Consider the following 19,291-nt stretch of genomic DNA (forward strand, 5'->3'; position numbering starts at 1 on the left):
AAACAGCCATGATCAACTTGAAAAAATGCAGGGGTCAGTTTGCCCCGGAATCAGGGGGTCAATTTGCTCCGGATTAGAGGGGTCAGTTTGCCCCGGAATCAGGGGGTCAGTTTAAGCGGAATTTCCAATCTACACCCTAAGCGAGCTTATAATGCTTTGGTAGACACCGTAATAAAAGGCCGGAGTTTCAGGAGTGCTGTTTCCCGGTCATTCATGTAAGGATAAACTTACCCGAAATGGGCTGAAATCAAGCTATTCTGAATTGATGAGTCGAACCAAATATAAATAAACGGCTCAGGTGATCTATCGCTTCACCAGTTTCGCTACCGAGGTCTTATTATCACTGCCAATGGTTTCTACAAAATAGACCCCGCCTTGAAGGAAGGAAATATCAATAGTCGTCGGTTGGTTGGAGATATTGATAGAATGCACTTTCGCGCCCGATATGTTATAAATTTCAACGGTCCGAATACTCACAACAGAGGAATTAACCATTAACAAATCATCCGCAGGGTTGGGAAAAAGCGTAACCATTGGAAGGGAGGGTTCATTTATTCCTATGGAAGACGGGGTATATTCCCAGAAAGTACTTGTAAGACTAGGAGCGCCATCGTAACCTGTACCAATATAGCCTTTGCCATTGATTGAAAATCCAACTGTTTGAAATCGCGATGTGCCGGCAAAATTGGCTATTGGCGTCCATGTATTACTGATTTGACTCCATCGGTAAAAGTCACCGGAATATCCAATACCAATGCTATCAAGCCCAAGGCCAACATATGCATTTGTTCCAAGTGAAAACCCTGATGCTCCGAATCTTTTCATGCCCGGAAAATCTGCTTTTTGCACCCACACATCTGTAGTCGTGTCGTACTCCCAGAGGTCTTTCTTATATGGAGGGTTAGGATTAACGGTATCCATCCCGGTTGTAACATATCCTTTGCTTCCAACACTAAAACCAAAAGCCCAATATCTTGGTAAGCCATTAAAACCGGCCTTCTGTGTCCATAAATTACTAGCCGAATCATATTCCCAAAAATCCGCGCACTTTCCGTTTGTACAAGAATCCCCATATCCTGCCCCGACATATCCTTTACTTCCTACAGAAAAGGCGAATGCTATGGCTCTTGGCCCTCCATCAAAATCAGCCTTCTGGGTCCAGGTGTCTGTTCCAGGGTCGTACTCCCAAAAGTCTTTGATTCTAACCGTACAATTATATCCAAGACCAATATATCCTTTGTTGCCGATGGAAAAACCTACCGCCTCATATCTTCCAGGACTAATTAATGATGCTTTTGGCGACCATATGTTTACTGAAGGATCATACTCCCAAAAATCACTCATACAACCAGCACCGCTTTGTCCGGTTCCAATATATCCGAAATTCCCAACAGAAAATCCGACCGAATACATTCTTGCCGAACCCGCAAAGTCTGCCTTTTGGGTCCATACGCCTTGTGCAAAACACACTGAAATTTGGAGGCTGACAATAAGCCAAAAAGCCGCGGACTTCATATCCCAGAACTTTGCTACTTATTCGGAAACTACAAATTTGCCGTCAGCAATTACGATTTCATCGTAAACGTATTTATAAAAATAAATTCCCGCTTTCAGATCGCCCCTTTCAATTTCAAATTCCCCGGCATTAATATTTTCCATGCGTCCGACCTCCCGCCCCATCATATCATACGTGATGAAAGAAGCATTGCTGTAAATGGTTCCTCCATCACCGAAACGAAAAACAGCTGAACGTGAAAATGGGTTAGGATAAAGGACCGTTACGGTTGGGGTCACCGCGTTCATAACTCTTCCCCCGTCCCCCTCCGGACCTTCAGTACAGGGGCCAGTGTAGCCATACTTGATTGTGGTCGCATCGTTATACACCCCACCGCTCTCGAATGAAGTACCGGTAATATACACCTCATCCTTGGCGTAACAGCCATTATAAACAACTTCCCGGGGGTATTTGCCTGCAGGATTATCAGCATAACTCTGGCCAGAAACACGATTATAAGTGGCAAACCAATCCTGGACGCCCGTGCTAATGTTATATTGGATCGTTGTATAGTTTACGCCTCCGTTGGCTGTTGTTTCTCCCGACAATCCTGATACGAATGGCTTCCCCGTTGTCGGACTGGCTTTAACCATAAAAGCAGCATCTGGTGGATTAGGACAAATGCCTCCGGGACCGACATAAGTGGCCGTCCAGGCATTGGCGCAGCTTGAATTCAGTTTCACCGTCAACCAGTTCAGGTCACAAGTGTTAGGGACAATTATATTTGTGTACCCTGTTGCATATAATTCAAATCCGGCGCCGACTTCAACAGCGTCCAACGAGACAAATGCATCGTTCATTCCCGCCGAACCTGCATAGGTATAACTGCACTGCAACGTTCCCGAAGAGTTGTATTTCAGCACAAGGGCATCCAGGTCTCCGCCGGAATTCGTAGTAGAGCCCGCGATATAAATGTTTTCACTAGCGTCAAGATCCAGCCAGGCTCCTTCATCGTGACTATTGCCTGCGCCATTCCAGATTTTCGGCCACCCGGAAACAATTTGGCCCGTAGATGCGTTAACTTTCATAAGAAATACATCCCGGCCATTACTGGTAGAATTGGTAGTTCCGGCCACATAAACATAGGTTCCGCCTGAATTAACTTTTACAAAATGCGGTCTGTCTGCTCCGTAAGTACTATTCCACACCAAGCTCCATTGAATTGTACCAGAAGAATTATACTTCAGCAAGATAACATCATCTTGATTAGTGCCGGTAGTTCCGCAAGTATATATATTTCCTGACCCATCAATATCCATATGATAGGCTATGTCAGTGGAAGAACCGGTGTTGTTCCAGTTTTTCGCCCATTGCAAAGTTCCCGACAGGTTGTACTTCAGAAGCAAAGCATCCGTTCCATTTGTGCCATTATAATATGTTTTTCCAGCAGTATAAATTGCAATAGTACTGCCTGACCCATAAGTCCGCACGGAATACGGTATATCTGCGCCTCCTCCATTTCCATTATAACCTGCCACCCAGTTTTGGGTGCCGCTTGTTGTATAAGAAACAAGAATTGCATCCGTATTCGAGTTCAAGTTTTTGACACCAGAAACGTAAATTCTGGCATCCCCTCCATAATGAACATCTCCTCCGCTTTCATTATCGCTGTTTCCAGTATTGTAATGGTTAGCCCATAACAATGACTGGGCATCTGCATTATTTATTACCGCGAACACAGCAATGCCTGCGAAGATCAAAATCTTGATTTTGTTTTCCATGGCTACGTTGGTTATATAAAAGCTTAATAATTAAAGAAGTTCATTGGGACTTAAAATGAGATAATCTTCGGTTCTCAAATAAGCATTTCTGTATCTGCCAAACAAATATATGATTTTCTCGCACCTTTCCAATTTTGTCTTGTCAATCCCCCGCGTCCCTGTATGAGGAACAAATGGTGTTATTGCATTTGTGCTCGTGAATCAATCACTAAAAAACGAAGGGCTGGAAACTTCATTTAGTTTCCAGCCCACTTGGGCTCCCCCAAATGTAGACATTTCCAAGGAGCTTGAGGAGGATGTACGGAAAATCTATTCCCTGAGTGAGCTGATAAAGCTTTGATAAACACCGCCATAAAAAGCCAGCGTTTCAGCAGCGTTGTTTCCCGGTGATTCTCGGAAGGGTAAATTCACCCGAATTGGGCTGAAATGTGGAAGTTTTGCTAAATCGGTTAGAACCATGCAAGAATGGCGAATTTAATGGAGGATAATCTTGTGGACTTCAACCCAATCTTTTGTAATTACCTGAATTAAATAAAGTCCTTCGGGCTGATTTGAAATATCAATTTCGGTTCTCCTTTGGGAAACGTCTTTTTGGAGAATCATTTCCCCTTGCAGAGTATGGACACTGATCGTTCTAATTTTCTCATCAGCTTCAATAGAAAATGCTCCCGTTGAAGGATTGGGGAAAATGGTTGACTTTGGTTTTCCTGCCAGGAACTCGTTCATCCCATTAGGAAGTGGTCCGAATCGGGCTAAATACCTGGCCGTGTCAGTACTGCCCCCTGTGAAATTACCTCCTGCGTAAAGTTCATTATTATAAACAGCCAGGGCGTATACTTCGTCATTCCTGCCTCCGCTTACGTCTGACCATTGAGAGCCATCCCACTTCGCTATGTTATTTGCAGAAACACTTCCTGCTGCTGAAAATGCGCCTCCGGCATATAAACTGCCATTTTGTATAGTTAATGAATACACCGGACCATTTATGCCGTTTCCAAGGGTTGACCATTGAACTCCGTCCCAGACGGCTATATTGCTGGCCGAATTGCCACCTGCAGAGGTGAAAGCTCCTCCTACATATAGCTTGTTGTTGTCCCATAAAACAACCTTTACGGTGCCATTCACTCCCAATCCCAGGGAATCCCAGGTTAGTCCGTTCCATTTTGCAACATTACTTGCTCCAATCACTCCTGCAGAATCAAATCTTCCGCCAGCATAAACATTTAAAGTGTCAAGCACCTCAATCGCATAAACTGGTCCATTAGTCCCTCCCTGCATAAAATTATATCCAAAGGGGCAACGATCATAATAGGCAATATATCGCGTGCTATCTGTGTTAACGGTACCATCACAAAACACGCACCTCGCTGCAACATACATCCGCATGTCGGGATTACAGGTTAAATTGACCTTATCGAGAATCAATTCCATTGAAAATACCGTATCCATTCCAGAAAATGATTGATTATTGGCGTAGGTTGAGTTGTCAGGATCACCTCTCCAGAATCCAATATTCTGCGCGCCATATTCGGCGGGAAATAGAGTACAGTTCATTCCAGTAAATCTGCCTGCACAGGCTTCCCAAAGAAAGGAAGCACTATCATTAACCGGTTCCGGAATAGTCCACACAGAAGGGTTTTGCTGAAATGGTTGTCCGTAATAAGGCTCGCAATCCAAAAATGCAGGACTCAGAGATGTACCATTAGAAACAAGGTGTGGGGTTGTCCATGAAGGAGACCAGGAGCCTAGGTTTAACCAATCGTTGAAAGGAACACGCCGTAACGAATCAAACTCGCCTCCGATAAAAAGGCGATTGTAGAAACTATTAGTTCGTAAAGTTCTTACAGCCCCATTATCGATGAAGGTATTCCAACCGTAAGTGGTGTCGTAAACGGGTTTCCATGTTTGCTGCGAAAAACATGTTGATAACACCCCGCAATTTATCACAAGTATATAAAGCCAAGCGCTGAAAACCTTTTTCATGGCCTTCTCCCAATGATCCTGTTAATGAGCGATCACAAATTTTCCGCTGATAAAAACCTGATCCTTGCCAACAAGGCGGTAAAAGTACAAACCGGACACTAACTGACCTTTTTCTATACTAATGGCATTCGTGTTGATGTCGTTTTGGATTCTGACCAAATTACCTGCAAGATCATAAATATACAAGCAAGCTCCAGAAATCTCAATTTCTGAGCTAAGCCGTAATATCGCTACGTCATAAATCGGATTTGGGCGGAGCCCAACATCCTGATCCATATTACCAAACCTACCGCCGGGACCCAAACATGGGACACAAACTCCGCAACTATATTTAATGGTTACGTAATCCAATTCCTGGTTTGCCACATAGCTTTGACCGGCAATAAAAATCTCGTCAACGCAATACACCGCATTGTATTTTGCATTTAGCTCATACTTAAAGGCCACTTCATCTCTTCCTACAAGAACATCGCTTCCGTAATCAAAGGAAGCAGGACCCCATACCAAGCTTCCGTCGGAACCATCATAGCCAATAGTTGTGATATTTACACCTCCTGATGTTTCATGGCTTCTGCCTGATATGTAAACCCTATCAGATGAAGAGACATACTCAACTGCCCAACCCTGATCAGTTCCTGCTGCTTCGGGTGTTCCTGCCGTACCATCATAGGTAACAGGATTAGTTCCCCAACCAGACAAAAAGGCACCCGAAGATCCCAGGTACGCGGCAAGAAGATAATTTTCATTCAGCGGAGAGGAAGCCACTCTTGTGCGCCCACCTACGAGAGCTGCTCCGTCTCCGGCACCACCACCTGGACCTAGGGCAATATCCGACCACTGATCATCAAGATTATTGCTGGAATTGTATATCGCAGGGTACCCTGACCGCAAGGACCCAGAGCTATTATAACTTAAAAGCAGGGCGTCTGTTCCTTGTCCGGTTGTTGTGGTGTACCCGGCCACGTACACATTTCCACTACCATCTATCGCCATTGCTAAAGGACTATCATTCAAACTGTAAGTTGAATTATTCCAAGTGGCAGTCCAAGTGGCTGTACCAAGGCTTGGACTCAGTTTAGCTGTAAAAACATCAGTTCCTACACTGGTATTGGAAACTTGCCCCGTGACGTAAAGGGAAGTGTTATTCGAATTAATCTTTAGATCATAGGCTGAATGTCCGCCCGTTGAATTGGTACCCTGGTAGGTATACGGGGTATTATTCCAGCCCCAGGTATAATTATTCGTAGTGATTGTATCTTTAAGAACAATCAATTTGTATCCGCTTGTACTGGTATAGGTCAATCCAGCTATATATACATTCGTGGAATTGTAGACCGCAAGACTTGTCCCCATAACCCATACCCCAGTTCCTGATGCATCCTGATACCTCTTCGGATAATTACTCTGTATTACGCCGGAAGAATTGTATTTGATTAAGGCCAGGTCGGAATAATAGGTTGTGGTATTATATATCGAGGCCGCAACCCAAACGTTTCCACTGCCATCTACGGCAATGCAAAGCCCATTTTCACGACCCGCAGCGCAGCTACAGCTTCCTCCATCGTAAGTAGTAGTCCATTGAAGTGTCCCCGAGGAATTATATTTCTTGGTTTCAATCCATGAGTTCGCAGTGGAAGGATCGGAATTTGCAATTCCGGTAATGTACACATTTCCGGATGCGTCAGTGGCTACGGCATATCCCTGATCGCGATTACTTCCGGAACTGTTCCAAAGTTTTGACCATTTAGGAGTGGTGGATTGCGAAATGGAGGGGGTTGGGGCGAGGAGAAAGATCAGTATCAAAATGAAAAAGCCCGGTAAGAGTTTTATCTTCATTTAATTGCGTTTTGAAATCATTTAGTATTTATACAAGGTGATTTAAAGGTACAATAATATCATTGTTTAGGCTACAAGGTATCCCCTGCACAGTTGCCAACTTTTATCTTAGGTTCCTGAATATTCCTTGGAAAAAGCAAAGGGCTGGAAACTAACTTTAGTCTCCAGCCCACTTCGGGCTCCCCCAAATGTAGAGATTTCCAAAGAACTTGAGGTTGACGTGCGGAACATATATTCCATGCATGAGCTGATAAAGCTCTGATAAACACAGGGCTAAAGTGTGGAAATTACATGTATAAAAAATTCCATGCTCCCGCTCCATCGTCGACTCACCCAAAATGGGCTGAAATCGGGTCATTTTCAAAGACCGGTTCGAACCCGTCGGTTTGATAAACGAAATGGGCCCCTGACGCGCCCTAGAGAGCTACAGATAATACAAGTCAATCAGGTATTTGGCAATATCTTCATCGTCCCTGCCCAAAGTGGTGGTTACATTATGCGCTTTGTTATCCTTCATGGTAACCACCTTCCATTCCTTCGCATTCATCCCTTCACTTGTAGCCTCAGCTATTTTAGTTCCGTTAGGCAGAAAATATGAAATGGTGTAAATCATTTTACCGGAGCCAGCCGAACTGTTTTCCTTAAAAGTGCCGATCACCTTGCCATCCTGCTTTATCTGACCTCCCATAGTAAACAGCATAGCTTTTCGGTTGCGATCCACAGTTTGGTAGATGTCGGCTGTCGTTCCATTAGTGACCACGATTACGGTCGGGCTGTTTTGCTCCTTGCTTGTTATAACCAACCTCCAGGAGTTACGGGATAAATTACCGGAGGTAATTAAAAAATGCCTGGCTCATTTCCCCGGCATAGACCGGAATCATGTTGGCTTCGAGGGATTACAGGCCGCCCAAAATTGCATCGGCACGAATGAAAAGCGCGATGCTTTTGCCAAAGATTTTAATAGCTTATCGAAATTATGGGAAGCCCTCTCCCCGGACCCCGTTTTAAATCAATTCCAAAAGGATTATAAGTGGTTATCCCAGGTTTATACTTCAGTAAAACCGGCCTCGGATGACAATGGCCGACTTTTATGGCACGCGCTCGGAGCGCAAACGACAAAATTGATCCACGAACACATCCACGTTTCGGGTATCAATCAGGAAATGGAAGAGGTGATCCTGAACGCAGAGGTAATAGACGGGTTGATGAATAAGAAAGACCCGAAAGAAGCAGAGAGAATTTTAAAAATACTGATTAGCCGTCTGCATAAACACGGCAACCACCCGATCTTCAAAAAACTTAGCGAGCGCCTGGAGGCCGTTCGGGACAAAGCAGAAAAAGGATTGATAAATTCAATTGAATTCATCAAGGAACTTTGCCAAATAGCTAAAGAAACTCTCCGGGCCGAGAAGCAATCTGAAACAAAACAGGAGCAGAAATCGGCTAAAGCCGCATTGACTGAACTGTTCCTGGAGATGAAAACCGATAAGACCCCGGCCATTGTTGAACGGATCGTGAGCGATATTGACGAGATCGTGAAAATTGTACGCTTTGATGGCTGGCAAAATTCCGTCACCGGAGAGCGTGAGGTAAAAAAACAGCTACGGAAGACCCTTTTGAAGTATCAGCTCCACAAGGACGAGGATTTGTTTAACAAGGCCTACGGATACATAAAGGAGTATTATTAGCGTTAATGGGGTGTAAAATTCCCATTTTGAGAGGGAGTTTATAAACAAAAGAATGGTTGTAACACGGAAGAGGCTCATTTTTTTAATTGTATATATGTGATATATTTGTGGTATCATTGTTGCTTAATATCTTTAACATTACTAAAAGGAGAAAGCATTGTTTCATTCGCACAGTATAGAAAATGAAAAATTCGGTCTCTTTATCTTGTTTTTAAATCATCTGTTAGAGGGTGATAAAAAATACGAGGAGCCGGTTAATAAAGTACTTATTGAGACCCGTGCCCTGGCGAAAGGCGAGAAAGATGTTTACACGATAAATAGGGATACTTTTTCTATTGTTGTTTATCTCAGCAAGCGTGATAAGACTTTTTTTGGTAGTCTTCCTAATACAAATTCATTTGAAACTAAAGTATATAATCACGTAGTTTCCCTGCTTGATAAACAACGTCCCCTTAGTATTATTTGATGAATGTCGCCACGTCTTTTAGAATTACACTTCGCACAGCTAACTAAGGCGTGGAACAAATCAAAATACAATAATTACTCTGATAATAACAAAAAGCTTTATCACGACAGGTTAGGAGACCTTTACTATCTTCTTAAAAAGGAAGATTTTTCAAAATTCACTCCGAAGCAGATCGCTGAAAGGTATGATGTTATTAATTTAATCTTCAAGAGCCTTGAATTCCTCGACAGCAGTACGCTAAATCTGCTCCCGTTTGAAATTGTAAAATGTCTGGATTCTGCCTTAAAGGATTGGCTTCAGGGGAACGAAAAATTGATTATCGTAACCTCCCTGGTCAATGACATCAACAATTATAGCTTTGATGAATCCCTTGCCACGAATGAACAATTGTTCAAGTACATTGAGCTTCAGTATAAAGTCCAATTCGATTCTCGCCTCATCCAGATAAATTTACCTGCTACCCTTTCTCGTGATTATTTAGCAAACGTGGTTCTTTACCATGAATTAGGGCATTTTATCGATACTAAATATCAAATCTCCCGGGCCATTCACGATGAAATTTTAGAGAGACTCTTTGTAAACAGGAATATTACCCCTGCTGAAGAAAAAGACTTAGCAGACTACTTCCCCTTTCTAAAAAACTACAAGGCATTGGAGCCGTACTACTATAGTCAGGGAGAAATAGGTGTTTTATGGGTATATATTGCAGAATATTTTTGTGATCTTTTTGCTTCCCAATACATAAAAAATTGTTCGAGCCATTATCTACAATATCTAACACAAGCTTACGCGACACAACACGGCAATGCACATCCATCAACCGAAAAAAGAGTCGAACTCACGGGGAAATTTTTATCCGGGGACATAAGCAGTTTCACGTTAAATAAAATAAAAGAGGCTGTCAATAAAACAACTTCAGGGAAGAATCTATCTATAAAATTTGAAGAGAAAAAATCCGATGACTTTATCAATCTTGTTCCTATGGATGTTGATAACGATCGGCAGTTACATTACCTGTTCGTACACGGCTGGGACCTATGGCTTAATAACTGGCATTTGTTCGAACAGAAAAACAATATGAAATTTACCCTTGACAGAGAAAAGGTTTATGACATTGTAAATAGTTTGATTGAAAAATCTATTGGGAACTATGTGGTTAAGACTAATTGGGAAAAAGCGAAAGCCAATGTTTCTAAATAAAAAAGAAATAGACAAGCTCATAGAAAAAAAAGAGCTTATTATTAAACCCCTTTTGGACCCGGGCCAAGTAGGCGAAATATCCATTGACTTTCGACTCGGGTATGATTTCCTCGTTTCAATACAGGGCCGGGAACCATTCATAGATGCTTCATTAAATAACAAAGATCGTCATCCAATAAGCAGTTTTTTTCAAGAGACCAGGCGGGCCATAGGAGAAACATTTTTATTACATCCGAATCAGACGGTGCTGACAAGTAGCTTGGAGTTTATCAAAATGCCAAATGATGTTTTTGCTGTATTGAATATGAGGAGTTCATACGTCCGTCTCGGAATTACCGTTGCCACAATTGTACAGCCGGGATATTGTGGTTGCATGTCACTGGAATTAACAAATTCTAATAAAAACCCGGTTAATATGACTGTTGGGGCTCCTATAATACAAGCCCGCTTTTATCGGTTGGCCGAAAAATCTAATTACTTCAGTAAGGCCAGGAAGTACATTTGTCAGGTTCGGCCTCAGATTTCCGCAGTAAATGATGACGGTGATTTAAAAATATTACATCGTCTATGGGAAGAAAGCAATCATAAAACATCTTAGGCCTGTTACTATTGCGCCTCGCCCCTCAAGATAATTTTTGTGCGAGAATTGTTTTTCTCTCCAACTGGCATGATTAACACAAATGCATTGTAGGTGTTGTAAAAATAATGATATTGAAATGTGGTAAGTCCGTCCCCAGTCACAAGGCTAAATTGGCCTTCAGTGTGAAATTTTCTTTTCTTTAAGTAATCCTGAACAAAAGTCCACTCTATACCCAACGTTTTTTGCCAAGTGATTTCACCAAATTCGTGAGTAAAGGATGAGGATTGGAAATAATTCCGAACATCACAGCTTCCCGAAATGGTATGCTCTGGATCTTTTAGAACTAACAGGGCGCAGCGCTTAGAGGAGTATTCCACGTATCGCCTGATGGCAGCGTGTGTTGAGGACCCGAAAAACTTTGAAAGATACATTGGGGATTTTATTTCGAGTGGTAGTTTTTTCATTTCCTCCTCGAATCTATCCAGTTGAAATAATGTGGCTGAAGCAAAATAGTTCGCCTCAGCTTCAAATTCATCATGAGTATCTGGATCGATGGTACTATCATCGTCCTCCATATACTCGTAAGTTTGGCGTTGCCACGGGAGGGCTTCATGACCAACTTCGTGGAGCTGAATAAATTTTTTCCGGGGTTCCGGCTGGTTGGGATCAATATATACTACCTTTTCCCTTCTATCCAGGGCCCCGCGCCATTTGCGCAAAGCTCTTTTTAGTGCCTCAGAAGTACGCGATAGGTAATTCTTAGGAATATTTGTTATGTCCGTTTTGGTATCTACAGAGAGCTGAGAATAACGAATAATGCTTTCAACCGGGGTAGGGAATACGCCTAAAGCCTTACTTTGCTTAAGCATGTCGAATGAAACAAGCTCGATGTCCATGCGCGAAGCCTTTTTCATTTCTTCTTTTGAAAACGGATAAATTTCAAATATTCAACTAAGGCTTTTTCCTCTTCCGGAGAGAGATTTTCAGAGGAAAGCGCGTATCCCCCAAGTGAATGAGGGGCCTTATTTTTCGCAGAATTACCAGTAAAGTTCTTTGTTCCGGTTTCTACCAAGGGAGAATCAATAATTCCAGCATCCGTCAATAGGTGGCTAAAGTTAATTCCATAAAGGTTCGCAAGTCTATAAAGTACATTGGCTGAAGGTTTTTTGATTTTATCATGTTCCAGTTGGCTTAGGTATGCATTGGATATTTCTGTAACTTCTTCCACCTGCCTTAATGTAAAACCCTTGGTTTCCCTCGCACTTCGGAGTTCTTCACCCAGAGTTTTTTTTGTTTTTGCTGTCATGCTATAGTTGTTTTAATAGGTTTCCGCCACAAAGGTAACTAAAATTGCTCAAAACCACAAGCTTAGCTAAATTATTGCTAAGTAGATTTAATTTTTCTTTAAAAATGCTTGGTAGATTTAAAACAGCTTCGTACATTTGGCAAATAATTAGTATTTACCAAATCAAAAACTAAGAAAAATGAAAACAATTCAACTTTATTTGAATGGCGAGGGTTGTCCCGAGCCAAAACTGGTAGAAGTATCTGCCGAAGCTACTATTGCAGACGTAATCAATAAGTATCGCGAAGTAGCTAACCTTCATGATGCAAAGGTAGATGAAATAGAGCTTTTCTTTGAAGACGAAGAACAGCCCAAGAACAAAGGACATCATATTGAACAGGCAGGGATAAAAAAGCGACATCGAGTTCACTGTCACCGCTGCCGCAAGGTTGCTGTTACGGTAGAATATAATGGTCAGATTAAGGTCTTAAGCGTTCCCCCGTCTGCTACCGGGGCAATGATTCTTAAAAAAGCGGCAAAGGAATTTAATATCAGTGAAAAAGATGCTGCTGATTTGATCCTGAAGCTGCCCAACGGGAATGTTTTGCAGAAAACGGATCACATAGGCTCGTTCGTAGCGTCTCCTCATTGCGAAATCAAACTTTTACTAATACACAATACCCAGGTTCAAGGATGAGACCGGATTTACAGCTTTTTAATACTCATGTTGAAGAGGCCGAATTTCAAATCGGAGTGGACAATGGCATGTGGGGAATTGTGGATGACAACCCGCAACGCCCTACATGGCCATATGTCATAATTTGGGTGCAGGCAAGTCCAAAACCGAATGCGCCTAATATGTATTATTTCAGATTTGAGCTGTCAGGCTATTCAGCATCCGCGCCAACAGCTTGCCCCTGGGACATAGATGGGAATCAACGACTGCCAGATAATTTATGGCCCAAGGGGAATAAATTCGTGTCGTCTGTATTTAGGCCCAGTTGGAATCCCAACGCGCTTTATGCTCCTTGTGATCGCCTGGCAATGGGAGGACATGGAGACTGGCAGGCACGACATCCGGAATTATGGTGGCAGCCAACTTTTAAAATTGATAAGTACTTACATTTTCTCCATAGACTTTTAAATTCTGCTGATTATGTCAATTCCTAAACTGGAAATATCTCAACACCTGTGGACTAAACTTATAGGACAATTACGAACTCGTGGGAAAGGGAAGCGCGAAACCGGAGCCTTTTTGCTCGGCCCAGTCGATAAAAATGCGATCTCCTCTTTCATTTGTTATAATGATCTTGATCCACATGCCTTTGATTCGGGGATAATTATTTTCAGTGGGAACGGATATATTCCTCTATGGAAACATTGTATTGAAAACAGCCTCCGTGTTTGGGCCGATGTTCACACGCACCCTGGTGCGTGGACGGGTCAAAGTCCATCTGATAAGGCTCATCCCATGACCGCTCAGAAAGGACACATTGCATTAATAGTTCCCAACTTTGCAAAAAATAAAAAGCAACTTTTAAACGGAGTTGGCATTTATGAATATATGGGCGACCGGAAGTGGAAGACCTGGACCGCCAATCCGGGTGCGATAAAATTTATTGAACAAAAAAATGAGAAAAGAAGTAACAGAAAATAATTTTAATCGCCTTGCTATCTGCATTATGTCTAAACATAATTGTTCCTATGAGGAGGCGCTGGATACTCTTGCAGGGTTAAAATTAAACCTGGTTTGTGGTGAGGCCATAAGAACCTCTATTCCCCTTCAGGCAGCATTATTAACTGCACTTAACACCGGGAAGCGGGCATTTCTTGGAGGAATATTTGTTGTACTCCCAGAAAATATAAAATTTTTACTTCCCTGGTCAACCAGAAATACTTTGAATGAAGTAGTTGTAGGGTTGGGAGGGGAAATTAAAGAAAAAGTAGTCGAAGGGTGTTTTACGTTAACATTCGGTGCACCAGCAAACATTGACGATAATTCCTTAGAGATTGTTTGCAATGCATGGCAGGGGGGTATATTAAGTGGAGATTTGGAGCCTCAATTACAGGAAAATAATAGTATTCCGATTGGTGGCATCGCAGCAGGAGCATTAGGTGTAGGAACGGCATTTCTTAGAGTTGCTGGAGTTAATAATTCAGCCGGAGACTCCTCGGTGGGGGTTTCGTTGTGGCGACCCGATATAGATTGGCTTGATCCCCAATCCAGGGGACCGGAAGTAAAATTCTTGCCTGAAAAATACTGGCTACTTGGCTTAGGTCATTTGGGTCAAGCATATTTGTGGAATATCGCTTTCCTTCCATATGAAAATCCTTCGCAAGTATCCGTCCTTTTACAAGATTACGATAGAATGGCACATGCGAATTTGAGTGCCGGTCTTCTATGTGAACAGAAACACGATGGCCAATATAAAACAAGAGTATGCAGCGATTGGCTCGAAGACAGAGGGTTTAGGACTATAGTAACAGAAAGAAAATTTGATGTGACAACAAAACCTAATGATGGCGAACCATTAGTGGCGCTTTGCGGGTTTGATTCAGCTTCTTCCAGGGTACACCTGGAAAATGCCGGGTTTGATTTGGTTATAGAAGCAGCTCTGGGAGGAAATTTATCTTTGTTTGATAATATCATCTTGCATACTTTTCCAGATTCATTTAAATCTCCAAATGATATTTGGGGTGGAGCAGTCTCCCAAGAGCTGGAAGTAAATTCCCTTATTCTTGAAAAATTTGCACATCTCGAAAAAAAAGAATGTGGAATTATTGCTCAAACCCTTGCGAGAAAAGCAATATCAACTTCATTTGTAGGGGCCTTTGCCGGGGCACTCGTAATTGCCGAGCTTCTTCGAGGATTAAATGGTGGTATCAGGTATGATACCATTGTGGTGCATTTGAGAAGTATCGAGCATAAACAGGCAATCATCCACGATAAACAGAAATATAGTATTGAAATGAGCAGGAATGGTTTTTTACCTGCCCAGGTTCCTCTGCTGACCGATAGCGAGCGTTGAAGCTTCACAATACGAAAGATTGAGGTTAACTAATACCATTCGTTATGAACGGAACTGTACAGCTATGTAAAGCTGATGTTTGTGTAAAGGCAGACGGTGATTTCGCGAAAGTAATGTTAGCTATTCTCGGATTCATCCTCCTAATTGCTGTAGTTGCAGCAATTGCGCGTTGAGCAAGGGCCCGGGTAATGCCGGGCTTTTTTTAGTTAATGTGATCCTGGCAATCCTAATTTGTCAAAGATTATTCTCACTTGCTTGGGGTTATAAAAATATCCTATCCGTTGACCAATTTCTTTTTCGAAAGGAGCCAGCCATTTTTTCAGGGTTTTTCCGCTTATCCCGTACAGCCCGGCCACTTCCTTAACGGAATATGTTTTTACTGGGATCGCCCGCATTACTAATTCAGTCTGTTTCATAAATAATTCATTTTTTGGCGGTAAAGCTCATTTTTTGAGGACGATATCGCCAGGTATTCCGGTCCCCCCCGGTCGCCCCGGAATCTCCCCCATATTCCCCCGGAATAATCCCGCGTTCCTCCCTAATCCTCCGGATTAATTTTCAACTACTCCTTAATTCCTCCGTAATCGCTCCCCAAAGAGTCACTGATGCGTCCGGCATGGGTAAGCGATGCGATAACCATGCGATATGATGAAATGTCATGCGCTTGTGATGTGATCGGAGCATGGATAGGGTTCGATTTAAGGGCTGCCCGGTTTACTGAAGCGCTGGAATATTTGTCAGGATTATGGCAGACAGCATTTTATCAGGTTCGATAAACTTGAACTGAAGGCCCATTTATCGAACTACTGGTTTTTTCTGCGTTCGATATAGGCCCGGCCCGGTTAACTGAACAGAATGCTTGTAATGTAACTATCTGAAATGCAGAACTTGACGGTTCGATAAAAAGTTCGATAATGTCCGTTTTAGTCAATTTGAATGATTTCCGGAAAAATCACTCATTTTCGTCAAAAACTGTCTGATTTTGACTGTTTTATGCTGATTTTTGGTAAAAACATGGCTATTTTAAGCAACGGTCACTTTATTCCAACCCTATAAAATCTTCCCTACATTTTGTCATGTCAAAGTTAAATATTACCTTTAGGCATAATTTTTGAGGTGCCTATGACGGTGGATTCAACCAAGCAAAACTTGTTTTCAGAATTCGTAGGACTTATTCATTACGAAGGACTGAAGCCGCTCATTGAACGGTTAAATGAGAAGCATTTCACTAAGAAGGACTTTCAGGTGACTTATAAAACCCTGCATGTTTGGGCAAAGGAGGGCTTGCTTACGGATGACAAGGAAGACCCACGGGACTGGAAGCGGTTCAGTTTTGTAGAGTACGCATGGATGAACATTATCATTAAGCTGAAGAATTTTGGAATGTCGACAGAGAAAATTTTATTGACGAAGAAAGTGTTGGCTACTCCCTTCCCTGTGAAAGAGCTTATTGACTCATTGGATTATGCTACCGGGGAAGGAATGAAGTATTTAAATAAGCATGAACAGAAGATCATGCAGTCTTTCCCTAATGAATTATTGAAGCTCATAAAGGAAAGCAAGGACGAACCCACTCCAAAAGACATAGCCGGGCATTTTACCATGCTAACTTTTATTCTTGGTAATTACATCATCACCCGGAATAATGTTTATTTCATCATTGACAAGCGGGGTAAAGTATTTCCCTGGGCCGAGGACAAAAGAGATCAGTATATTAAACTTGGATTCGGAGCTATTTTAGAAAAGGATCATATTTCTATTTCGCTTGCCGGGTTGGTGAGGGATTATATTATGTACGAAAAGATTGAAAATGAAGAGCCAAGATTTCATGTGCTGACAGAAGAAGAACAGGAGGTGATAAAATATATAAGAGAAAAAAAACTGAGTGAATTAACCATTCGCTTTGATGGTAATAATAAAATCTCGTTGATCGAAGCAACCGAAAATCTCGACACGGTGAATGTTGAAGCGCGATACCTCGACCATATATTGAGGCACGGCTACCAGGATATATCCTATACCACCGCAGGAGGGAAGATTGTAAAGTTTCAGCGAACAACAAAGAAAAAATTCAAAGCAGCGTAAAATGGGATTGAACAAATCAACCCGGAATATACATCTGTGTGCCAACCGAAAAAAGGAAGCGCATGACAACGATGTAAAACCATGTTATCATTAGAAAAATGCAGAGAAGTATTATGCAAAAACGGAAGAACCTACACAGACGAACAAATCAAAACAATTAGAGATTTCTGCTACAAACTGGCAGAGATTGAGTACGAAGAATATTTAAACAAAATAAAAAATGAGAAAGCGGGCGATAATCTACACCAGGGTATCTACAGACGAGCAAGCTGATAGGGGCTACAGTCTGAAAGATCAGGAAGACCGACTCCAAAAATTCTGCTCTTTGAAGGGTATAGACATTGTTCTACATTTTCAAGATGATCATTCTGCAAAAACATTTGACCGGCCAGAGTTTAAAAAACTTCTTGACTTTGCAAAGAAAAACCGGGCTGATGTTGACTTGCTTTTGTTTATCAAGTGGGATAGGTTTTCCCGAAATGCCGGGGATTCCTATTACATGATAAGTCAGTTCCGTAAACTCGGCATTGAATGCCAGGCAATCGAGCAGCCATTGGATTTATCTGTTCCCGAAAACAAGATGATGCTCGCTTTTTATCTTGCGGCACCTGAAGTGGAAAATGACAGGCGTTCCATCAATACCATTAATGGAATGCGAAGAGCAATGAAGGAGGGCCGGTGGATGAATAAAGCCCCTATCGGGTATAAGAATTCGCGGGATGAAAGAGGAGGCTCAATCATTATTCCGAGTAAAGATGCTCCGCTTGTCAGGGAGGCGTTTGCTGAAATGAGTACCGGGGCTTATCTGATGGAGGAAGTGCGTAAGAAATTACTGAGGAAGGGGTTCAAGTGCTGCAAGAACAATTTCCCAAACCTCTTGAAAAATCCTGTTTATATCGGAAAGATTTTGATCCCGGCATTAAAGGATGAAGAAGCGCAGGTAGTCCAGGGAATTCATCAACCGTTAATTGATGATGATACTTTTTATACTGTTCAAAATATTCTGAACGGAAGAAAAAAATTCATCTATCACGACAAACAGCGCGAACAACTCCCCCTCCGTGGGTTCCTGTACTGTAAAAAGTGCGGCAGGAAACTTACCGGCAGTGGCTCAAAAGGGAATGGAGGTAAGTATTTCTATTATCACTGTACGAAGGGATGTAATGAGCGGTTCAAAGCCGAGGAGGCCAATGGCGTTTTCCTTGATGAATTGGCCAAGCTCCGCGCAGATGATACCGTGATTACCTTCCATTATGAGGTTTTGAAGGATGTGTTTTATTCCCGGCAGAAAGGGCAATCCAGTTCCACTATCAAGCTCAAAGAAGAAATTGCTAAGAATTCTGTAAGGGCAAATGCCGCCCAAACGCTGCTTTTAGATGGCGGTCTCGACATTATGGAGTATAAAGCCATTAAGAAGCGCTACGAGGAAGCTAATGCGGAATTACAGCGGGAATTGGCGCGAATTGAGTTGGCGGATGGCAACTTCTTGCGTTATTTGGAGTATGACACCAACCTGTTCAGGGGTATCGACCGTTACTTTGCGAAAACTAATAGTGTGAACGTAAAACAGAAGATCCTAAGTTCATTTTTTCCTTACCCTGTTACTTACGAAAACGGGGCAGTTCGAACCAAACAGTTATGCCCTACAGTGGAGGCGCTTTGCCCAAACCACGGGGCTTTCAGCGGAAATAAAAAAGGGCCGGAAACTAATTTTTGTCTCCAGCCCAATTGGGCTCCCCCTCTTGGGCTCGAACCAAGGACCCCATGATTAACAGTCATGTGCTCTAACCAGCTGAGCTAAGGAGGAATTTATTTATTCTGGTACATTAAGAAACACCTTTGCGTTAGCCGGGGTGTTTTAAA

General features: G+C 42.4%; 18 protein-coding genes and 1 tRNA gene. 10 read left to right on the top strand and 9 right to left on the bottom strand.

Features of this window, described 5'->3' with window-relative positions; genetic code table 11:
• Positions 1–303 precede the first annotated feature (303 nt).
• The 5 genes from IT233_07450 to IT233_07470 all read right to left on the bottom strand — a co-directional run bounded on the left by IT233_07450 (position 304) and on the right by IT233_07470 (position 7,795).
• Positions 304–1,344, bottom strand: a complete 1,041-nt coding sequence (locus IT233_07450) for a T9SS type A sorting domain-containing protein (GenBank protein MCC7302459.1) — start codon at positions 1,342–1,344, stop codon at positions 304–306.
• Between the two features lie 189 nt (positions 1,345–1,533).
• Complete coding sequence (locus tag IT233_07455; protein MCC7302460.1) at positions 1,534–3,276, bottom strand: T9SS type A sorting domain-containing protein; 1,743 nt, start codon at positions 3,274–3,276, stop codon at positions 1,534–1,536.
• Positions 3,277–3,750: 474 nt separating this feature from the next.
• Entirely contained in the window at positions 3,751–4,830 is a 1,080-nt protein-coding gene (locus IT233_07460) for a T9SS type A sorting domain-containing protein (GenBank protein MCC7302461.1), read from the bottom strand.
• 450 nt (positions 4,831–5,280) lie between these two features.
• Positions 5,281–7,095, bottom strand: coding sequence for a T9SS type A sorting domain-containing protein (locus IT233_07465; protein MCC7302462.1), 1,815 nt, complete (start codon positions 7,093–7,095; stop codon positions 5,281–5,283).
• A 424-nt stretch (positions 7,096–7,519) separates the two neighbouring features.
• The gene (locus IT233_07470; protein MCC7302463.1) at positions 7,520–7,795 is read right to left on the bottom strand and encodes a hypothetical protein; all 276 of its coding nucleotides are present in this window, start codon (positions 7,793–7,795) and stop codon (positions 7,520–7,522) included.
• A gap of 31 nt (positions 7,796–7,826) precedes the next feature.
• On the opposite strand from IT233_07470, the gene IT233_07475 reads away from it, so the two are divergent.
• The 3 genes from IT233_07475 (at position 7,827) to dcd (ending at position 11,047) form a co-directional block, all read left to right on the top strand.
• The gene (locus tag IT233_07475) at positions 7,827–8,783 is read left to right on the top strand and encodes a hypothetical protein (GenBank protein ID MCC7302464.1); all 957 of its coding nucleotides are present in this window, start codon (positions 7,827–7,829) and stop codon (positions 8,781–8,783) included.
• A 469-nt stretch (positions 8,784–9,252) separates the two neighbouring features.
• Positions 9,253–10,449: a hypothetical protein gene (locus IT233_07480; GenBank protein ID MCC7302465.1), complete on the top strand. Its 1,197-nt coding sequence runs from the start codon at positions 9,253–9,255 to the stop codon at positions 10,447–10,449.
• On the top strand, positions 10,436–11,047 hold the full coding sequence (gene dcd, locus IT233_07485; GenBank protein MCC7302466.1) for a dCTP deaminase: 612 nt from the start codon (positions 10,436–10,438) through the stop codon (positions 11,045–11,047). The genes IT233_07480 and dcd overlap by 14 nt, the downstream gene beginning before the upstream one ends.
• A gap of 8 nt (positions 11,048–11,055) precedes the next feature.
• On the opposite strand, the gene IT233_07490 is transcribed toward dcd, so the two are convergent.
• Both IT233_07490 and IT233_07495 read right to left on the bottom strand, forming a co-directional pair.
• Positions 11,056–11,943, bottom strand: coding sequence for an ImmA/IrrE family metallo-endopeptidase (locus IT233_07490; protein ID MCC7302467.1), 888 nt, complete (start codon positions 11,941–11,943; stop codon positions 11,056–11,058).
• On the bottom strand, positions 11,940–12,335 hold the full coding sequence (locus IT233_07495) for a helix-turn-helix transcriptional regulator (GenBank protein MCC7302468.1): 396 nt from the start codon (positions 12,333–12,335) through the stop codon (positions 11,940–11,942). The genes IT233_07490 and IT233_07495 overlap by 4 nt, the downstream gene beginning before the upstream one ends.
• Positions 12,336–12,513: 178 nt before the next feature.
• On the opposite strand from IT233_07495, the gene IT233_07500 reads away from it, so the two are divergent.
• Genes IT233_07500 through IT233_07515 form a run of 4 tightly spaced genes read left to right on the top strand, consistent with a single transcriptional unit; the run spans position 12,514 to position 15,343 of the window.
• Positions 12,514–13,011, top strand: a complete 498-nt coding sequence (locus IT233_07500; protein MCC7302469.1) for a hypothetical protein — start codon at positions 12,514–12,516, stop codon at positions 13,009–13,011.
• Positions 13,008–13,484 carry a hypothetical protein gene (locus IT233_07505; GenBank protein MCC7302470.1) on the top strand — a complete coding sequence of 159 codons (477 nt, stop codon included), beginning with the start codon at positions 13,008–13,010 and terminating at the stop codon, positions 13,482–13,484. The genes IT233_07500 and IT233_07505 overlap by 4 nt, the downstream gene beginning before the upstream one ends.
• On the top strand, positions 13,471–13,971 hold the full coding sequence (locus tag IT233_07510; GenBank protein MCC7302471.1) for a hypothetical protein: 501 nt from the start codon (positions 13,471–13,473) through the stop codon (positions 13,969–13,971). Before IT233_07505 ends, IT233_07510 begins: the two co-directional genes overlap by 14 nt.
• Positions 13,946–15,343, top strand: a complete 1,398-nt coding sequence (locus IT233_07515; protein MCC7302472.1) for a hypothetical protein — start codon at positions 13,946–13,948, stop codon at positions 15,341–15,343. Before IT233_07510 ends, IT233_07515 begins: the two co-directional genes overlap by 26 nt.
• 206 nt (positions 15,344–15,549) lie before the next feature.
• Here IT233_07515 and IT233_07520 read toward each other — a convergent pair whose 3' ends face one another.
• Positions 15,550–15,759 carry a hypothetical protein gene (locus IT233_07520; protein ID MCC7302473.1) on the bottom strand — a complete coding sequence of 70 codons (210 nt, stop codon included), beginning with the start codon at positions 15,757–15,759 and terminating at the stop codon, positions 15,550–15,552.
• Between the two features lie 189 nt (positions 15,760–15,948).
• Here IT233_07520 and IT233_07525 point away from each other — a divergent pair, with 189 nt between their 5' ends.
• The 3 genes from IT233_07525 (at position 15,949) to IT233_07535 (ending at position 19,196) form a co-directional block, all read left to right on the top strand.
• Entirely contained in the window at positions 15,949–16,119 is a 171-nt protein-coding gene (locus tag IT233_07525; protein ID MCC7302474.1) for a hypothetical protein, read from the top strand.
• Positions 16,120–16,465: 346 nt separating this feature from the next.
• On the top strand, positions 16,466–17,428 hold the full coding sequence (locus tag IT233_07530) for a MerR family transcriptional regulator (protein ID MCC7302475.1): 963 nt from the start codon (positions 16,466–16,468) through the stop codon (positions 17,426–17,428).
• A 220-nt stretch (positions 17,429–17,648) separates the two neighbouring features.
• Positions 17,649–19,196, top strand: a complete 1,548-nt coding sequence (locus IT233_07535) for a recombinase family protein (protein MCC7302476.1) — start codon at positions 17,649–17,651, stop codon at positions 19,194–19,196.
• Here IT233_07535 and IT233_07540 read toward each other — a convergent pair.
• A tRNA-Asn gene (locus IT233_07540) sits at positions 19,162–19,235 on the bottom strand. The genes IT233_07535 and IT233_07540 overlap by 35 nt on opposite strands.
• Positions 19,236–19,291: the final 56 nt, after the last annotated feature.

It is taken from the genome of Bacteroidia bacterium, assembly GCA_020852255.1.
In the GTDB taxonomy this organism is placed as follows: Bacteria; Bacteroidota; Bacteroidia; order JADZBD01; family JADZBD01; genus JADZBD01.

Coding starts and splice junctions, on each gene's coding strand:
- IT233_07450 (MCC7302459.1), bottom strand. CDS start 1,344: ATGAGTGATTTTTGGGAGTATGATCCTTCAGTAAACATATGGTCGCCA.
- IT233_07455 (MCC7302460.1), bottom strand. CDS start 3,276: ATGGAAAACAAAATCAAGATTTTGATCTTCGCAGGCATTGCTGTGTTC.
- IT233_07460 (MCC7302461.1), bottom strand. CDS start 4,830: ATGAACTGTACTCTATTTCCCGCCGAATATGGCGCGCAGAATATTGGA.
- IT233_07465 (MCC7302462.1), bottom strand. CDS start 7,095: ATGAAGATAAAACTCTTACCGGGCTTTTTCATTTTGATACTGATCTTT.
- IT233_07470 (MCC7302463.1), bottom strand. CDS start 7,795: ATGCTGTTTACTATGGGAGGTCAGATAAAGCAGGATGGCAAGGTGATC.
- IT233_07475 (MCC7302464.1), top strand. CDS start 7,827: ATGTCGGCTGTCGTTCCATTAGTGACCACGATTACGGTCGGGCTGTTT.
- IT233_07480 (MCC7302465.1), top strand. CDS start 9,253: ATGTCGCCACGTCTTTTAGAATTACACTTCGCACAGCTAACTAAGGCG.
- dcd (MCC7302466.1), top strand. CDS start 10,436: ATGTTTCTAAATAAAAAAGAAATAGACAAGCTCATAGAAAAAAAAGAG.
- IT233_07490 (MCC7302467.1), bottom strand. CDS start 11,943: ATGAAAAAGGCTTCGCGCATGGACATCGAGCTTGTTTCATTCGACATG.
- IT233_07495 (MCC7302468.1), bottom strand. CDS start 12,335: ATGACAGCAAAAACAAAAAAAACTCTGGGTGAAGAACTCCGAAGTGCG.
- IT233_07500 (MCC7302469.1), top strand. CDS start 12,514: ATGAAAACAATTCAACTTTATTTGAATGGCGAGGGTTGTCCCGAGCCA.
- IT233_07505 (MCC7302470.1), top strand. CDS start 13,008: ATGAGACCGGATTTACAGCTTTTTAATACTCATGTTGAAGAGGCCGAA.
- IT233_07510 (MCC7302471.1), top strand. CDS start 13,471: ATGTCAATTCCTAAACTGGAAATATCTCAACACCTGTGGACTAAACTT.
- IT233_07515 (MCC7302472.1), top strand. CDS start 13,946: ATGAGAAAAGAAGTAACAGAAAATAATTTTAATCGCCTTGCTATCTGC.
- IT233_07520 (MCC7302473.1), bottom strand. CDS start 15,759: ATGAAACAGACTGAATTAGTAATGCGGGCGATCCCAGTAAAAACATAT.
- IT233_07525 (MCC7302474.1), top strand. CDS start 15,949: ATGCGTCCGGCATGGGTAAGCGATGCGATAACCATGCGATATGATGAA.
- IT233_07530 (MCC7302475.1), top strand. CDS start 16,466: ATGACGGTGGATTCAACCAAGCAAAACTTGTTTTCAGAATTCGTAGGA.
- IT233_07535 (MCC7302476.1), top strand. CDS start 17,649: ATGAGAAAGCGGGCGATAATCTACACCAGGGTATCTACAGACGAGCAA.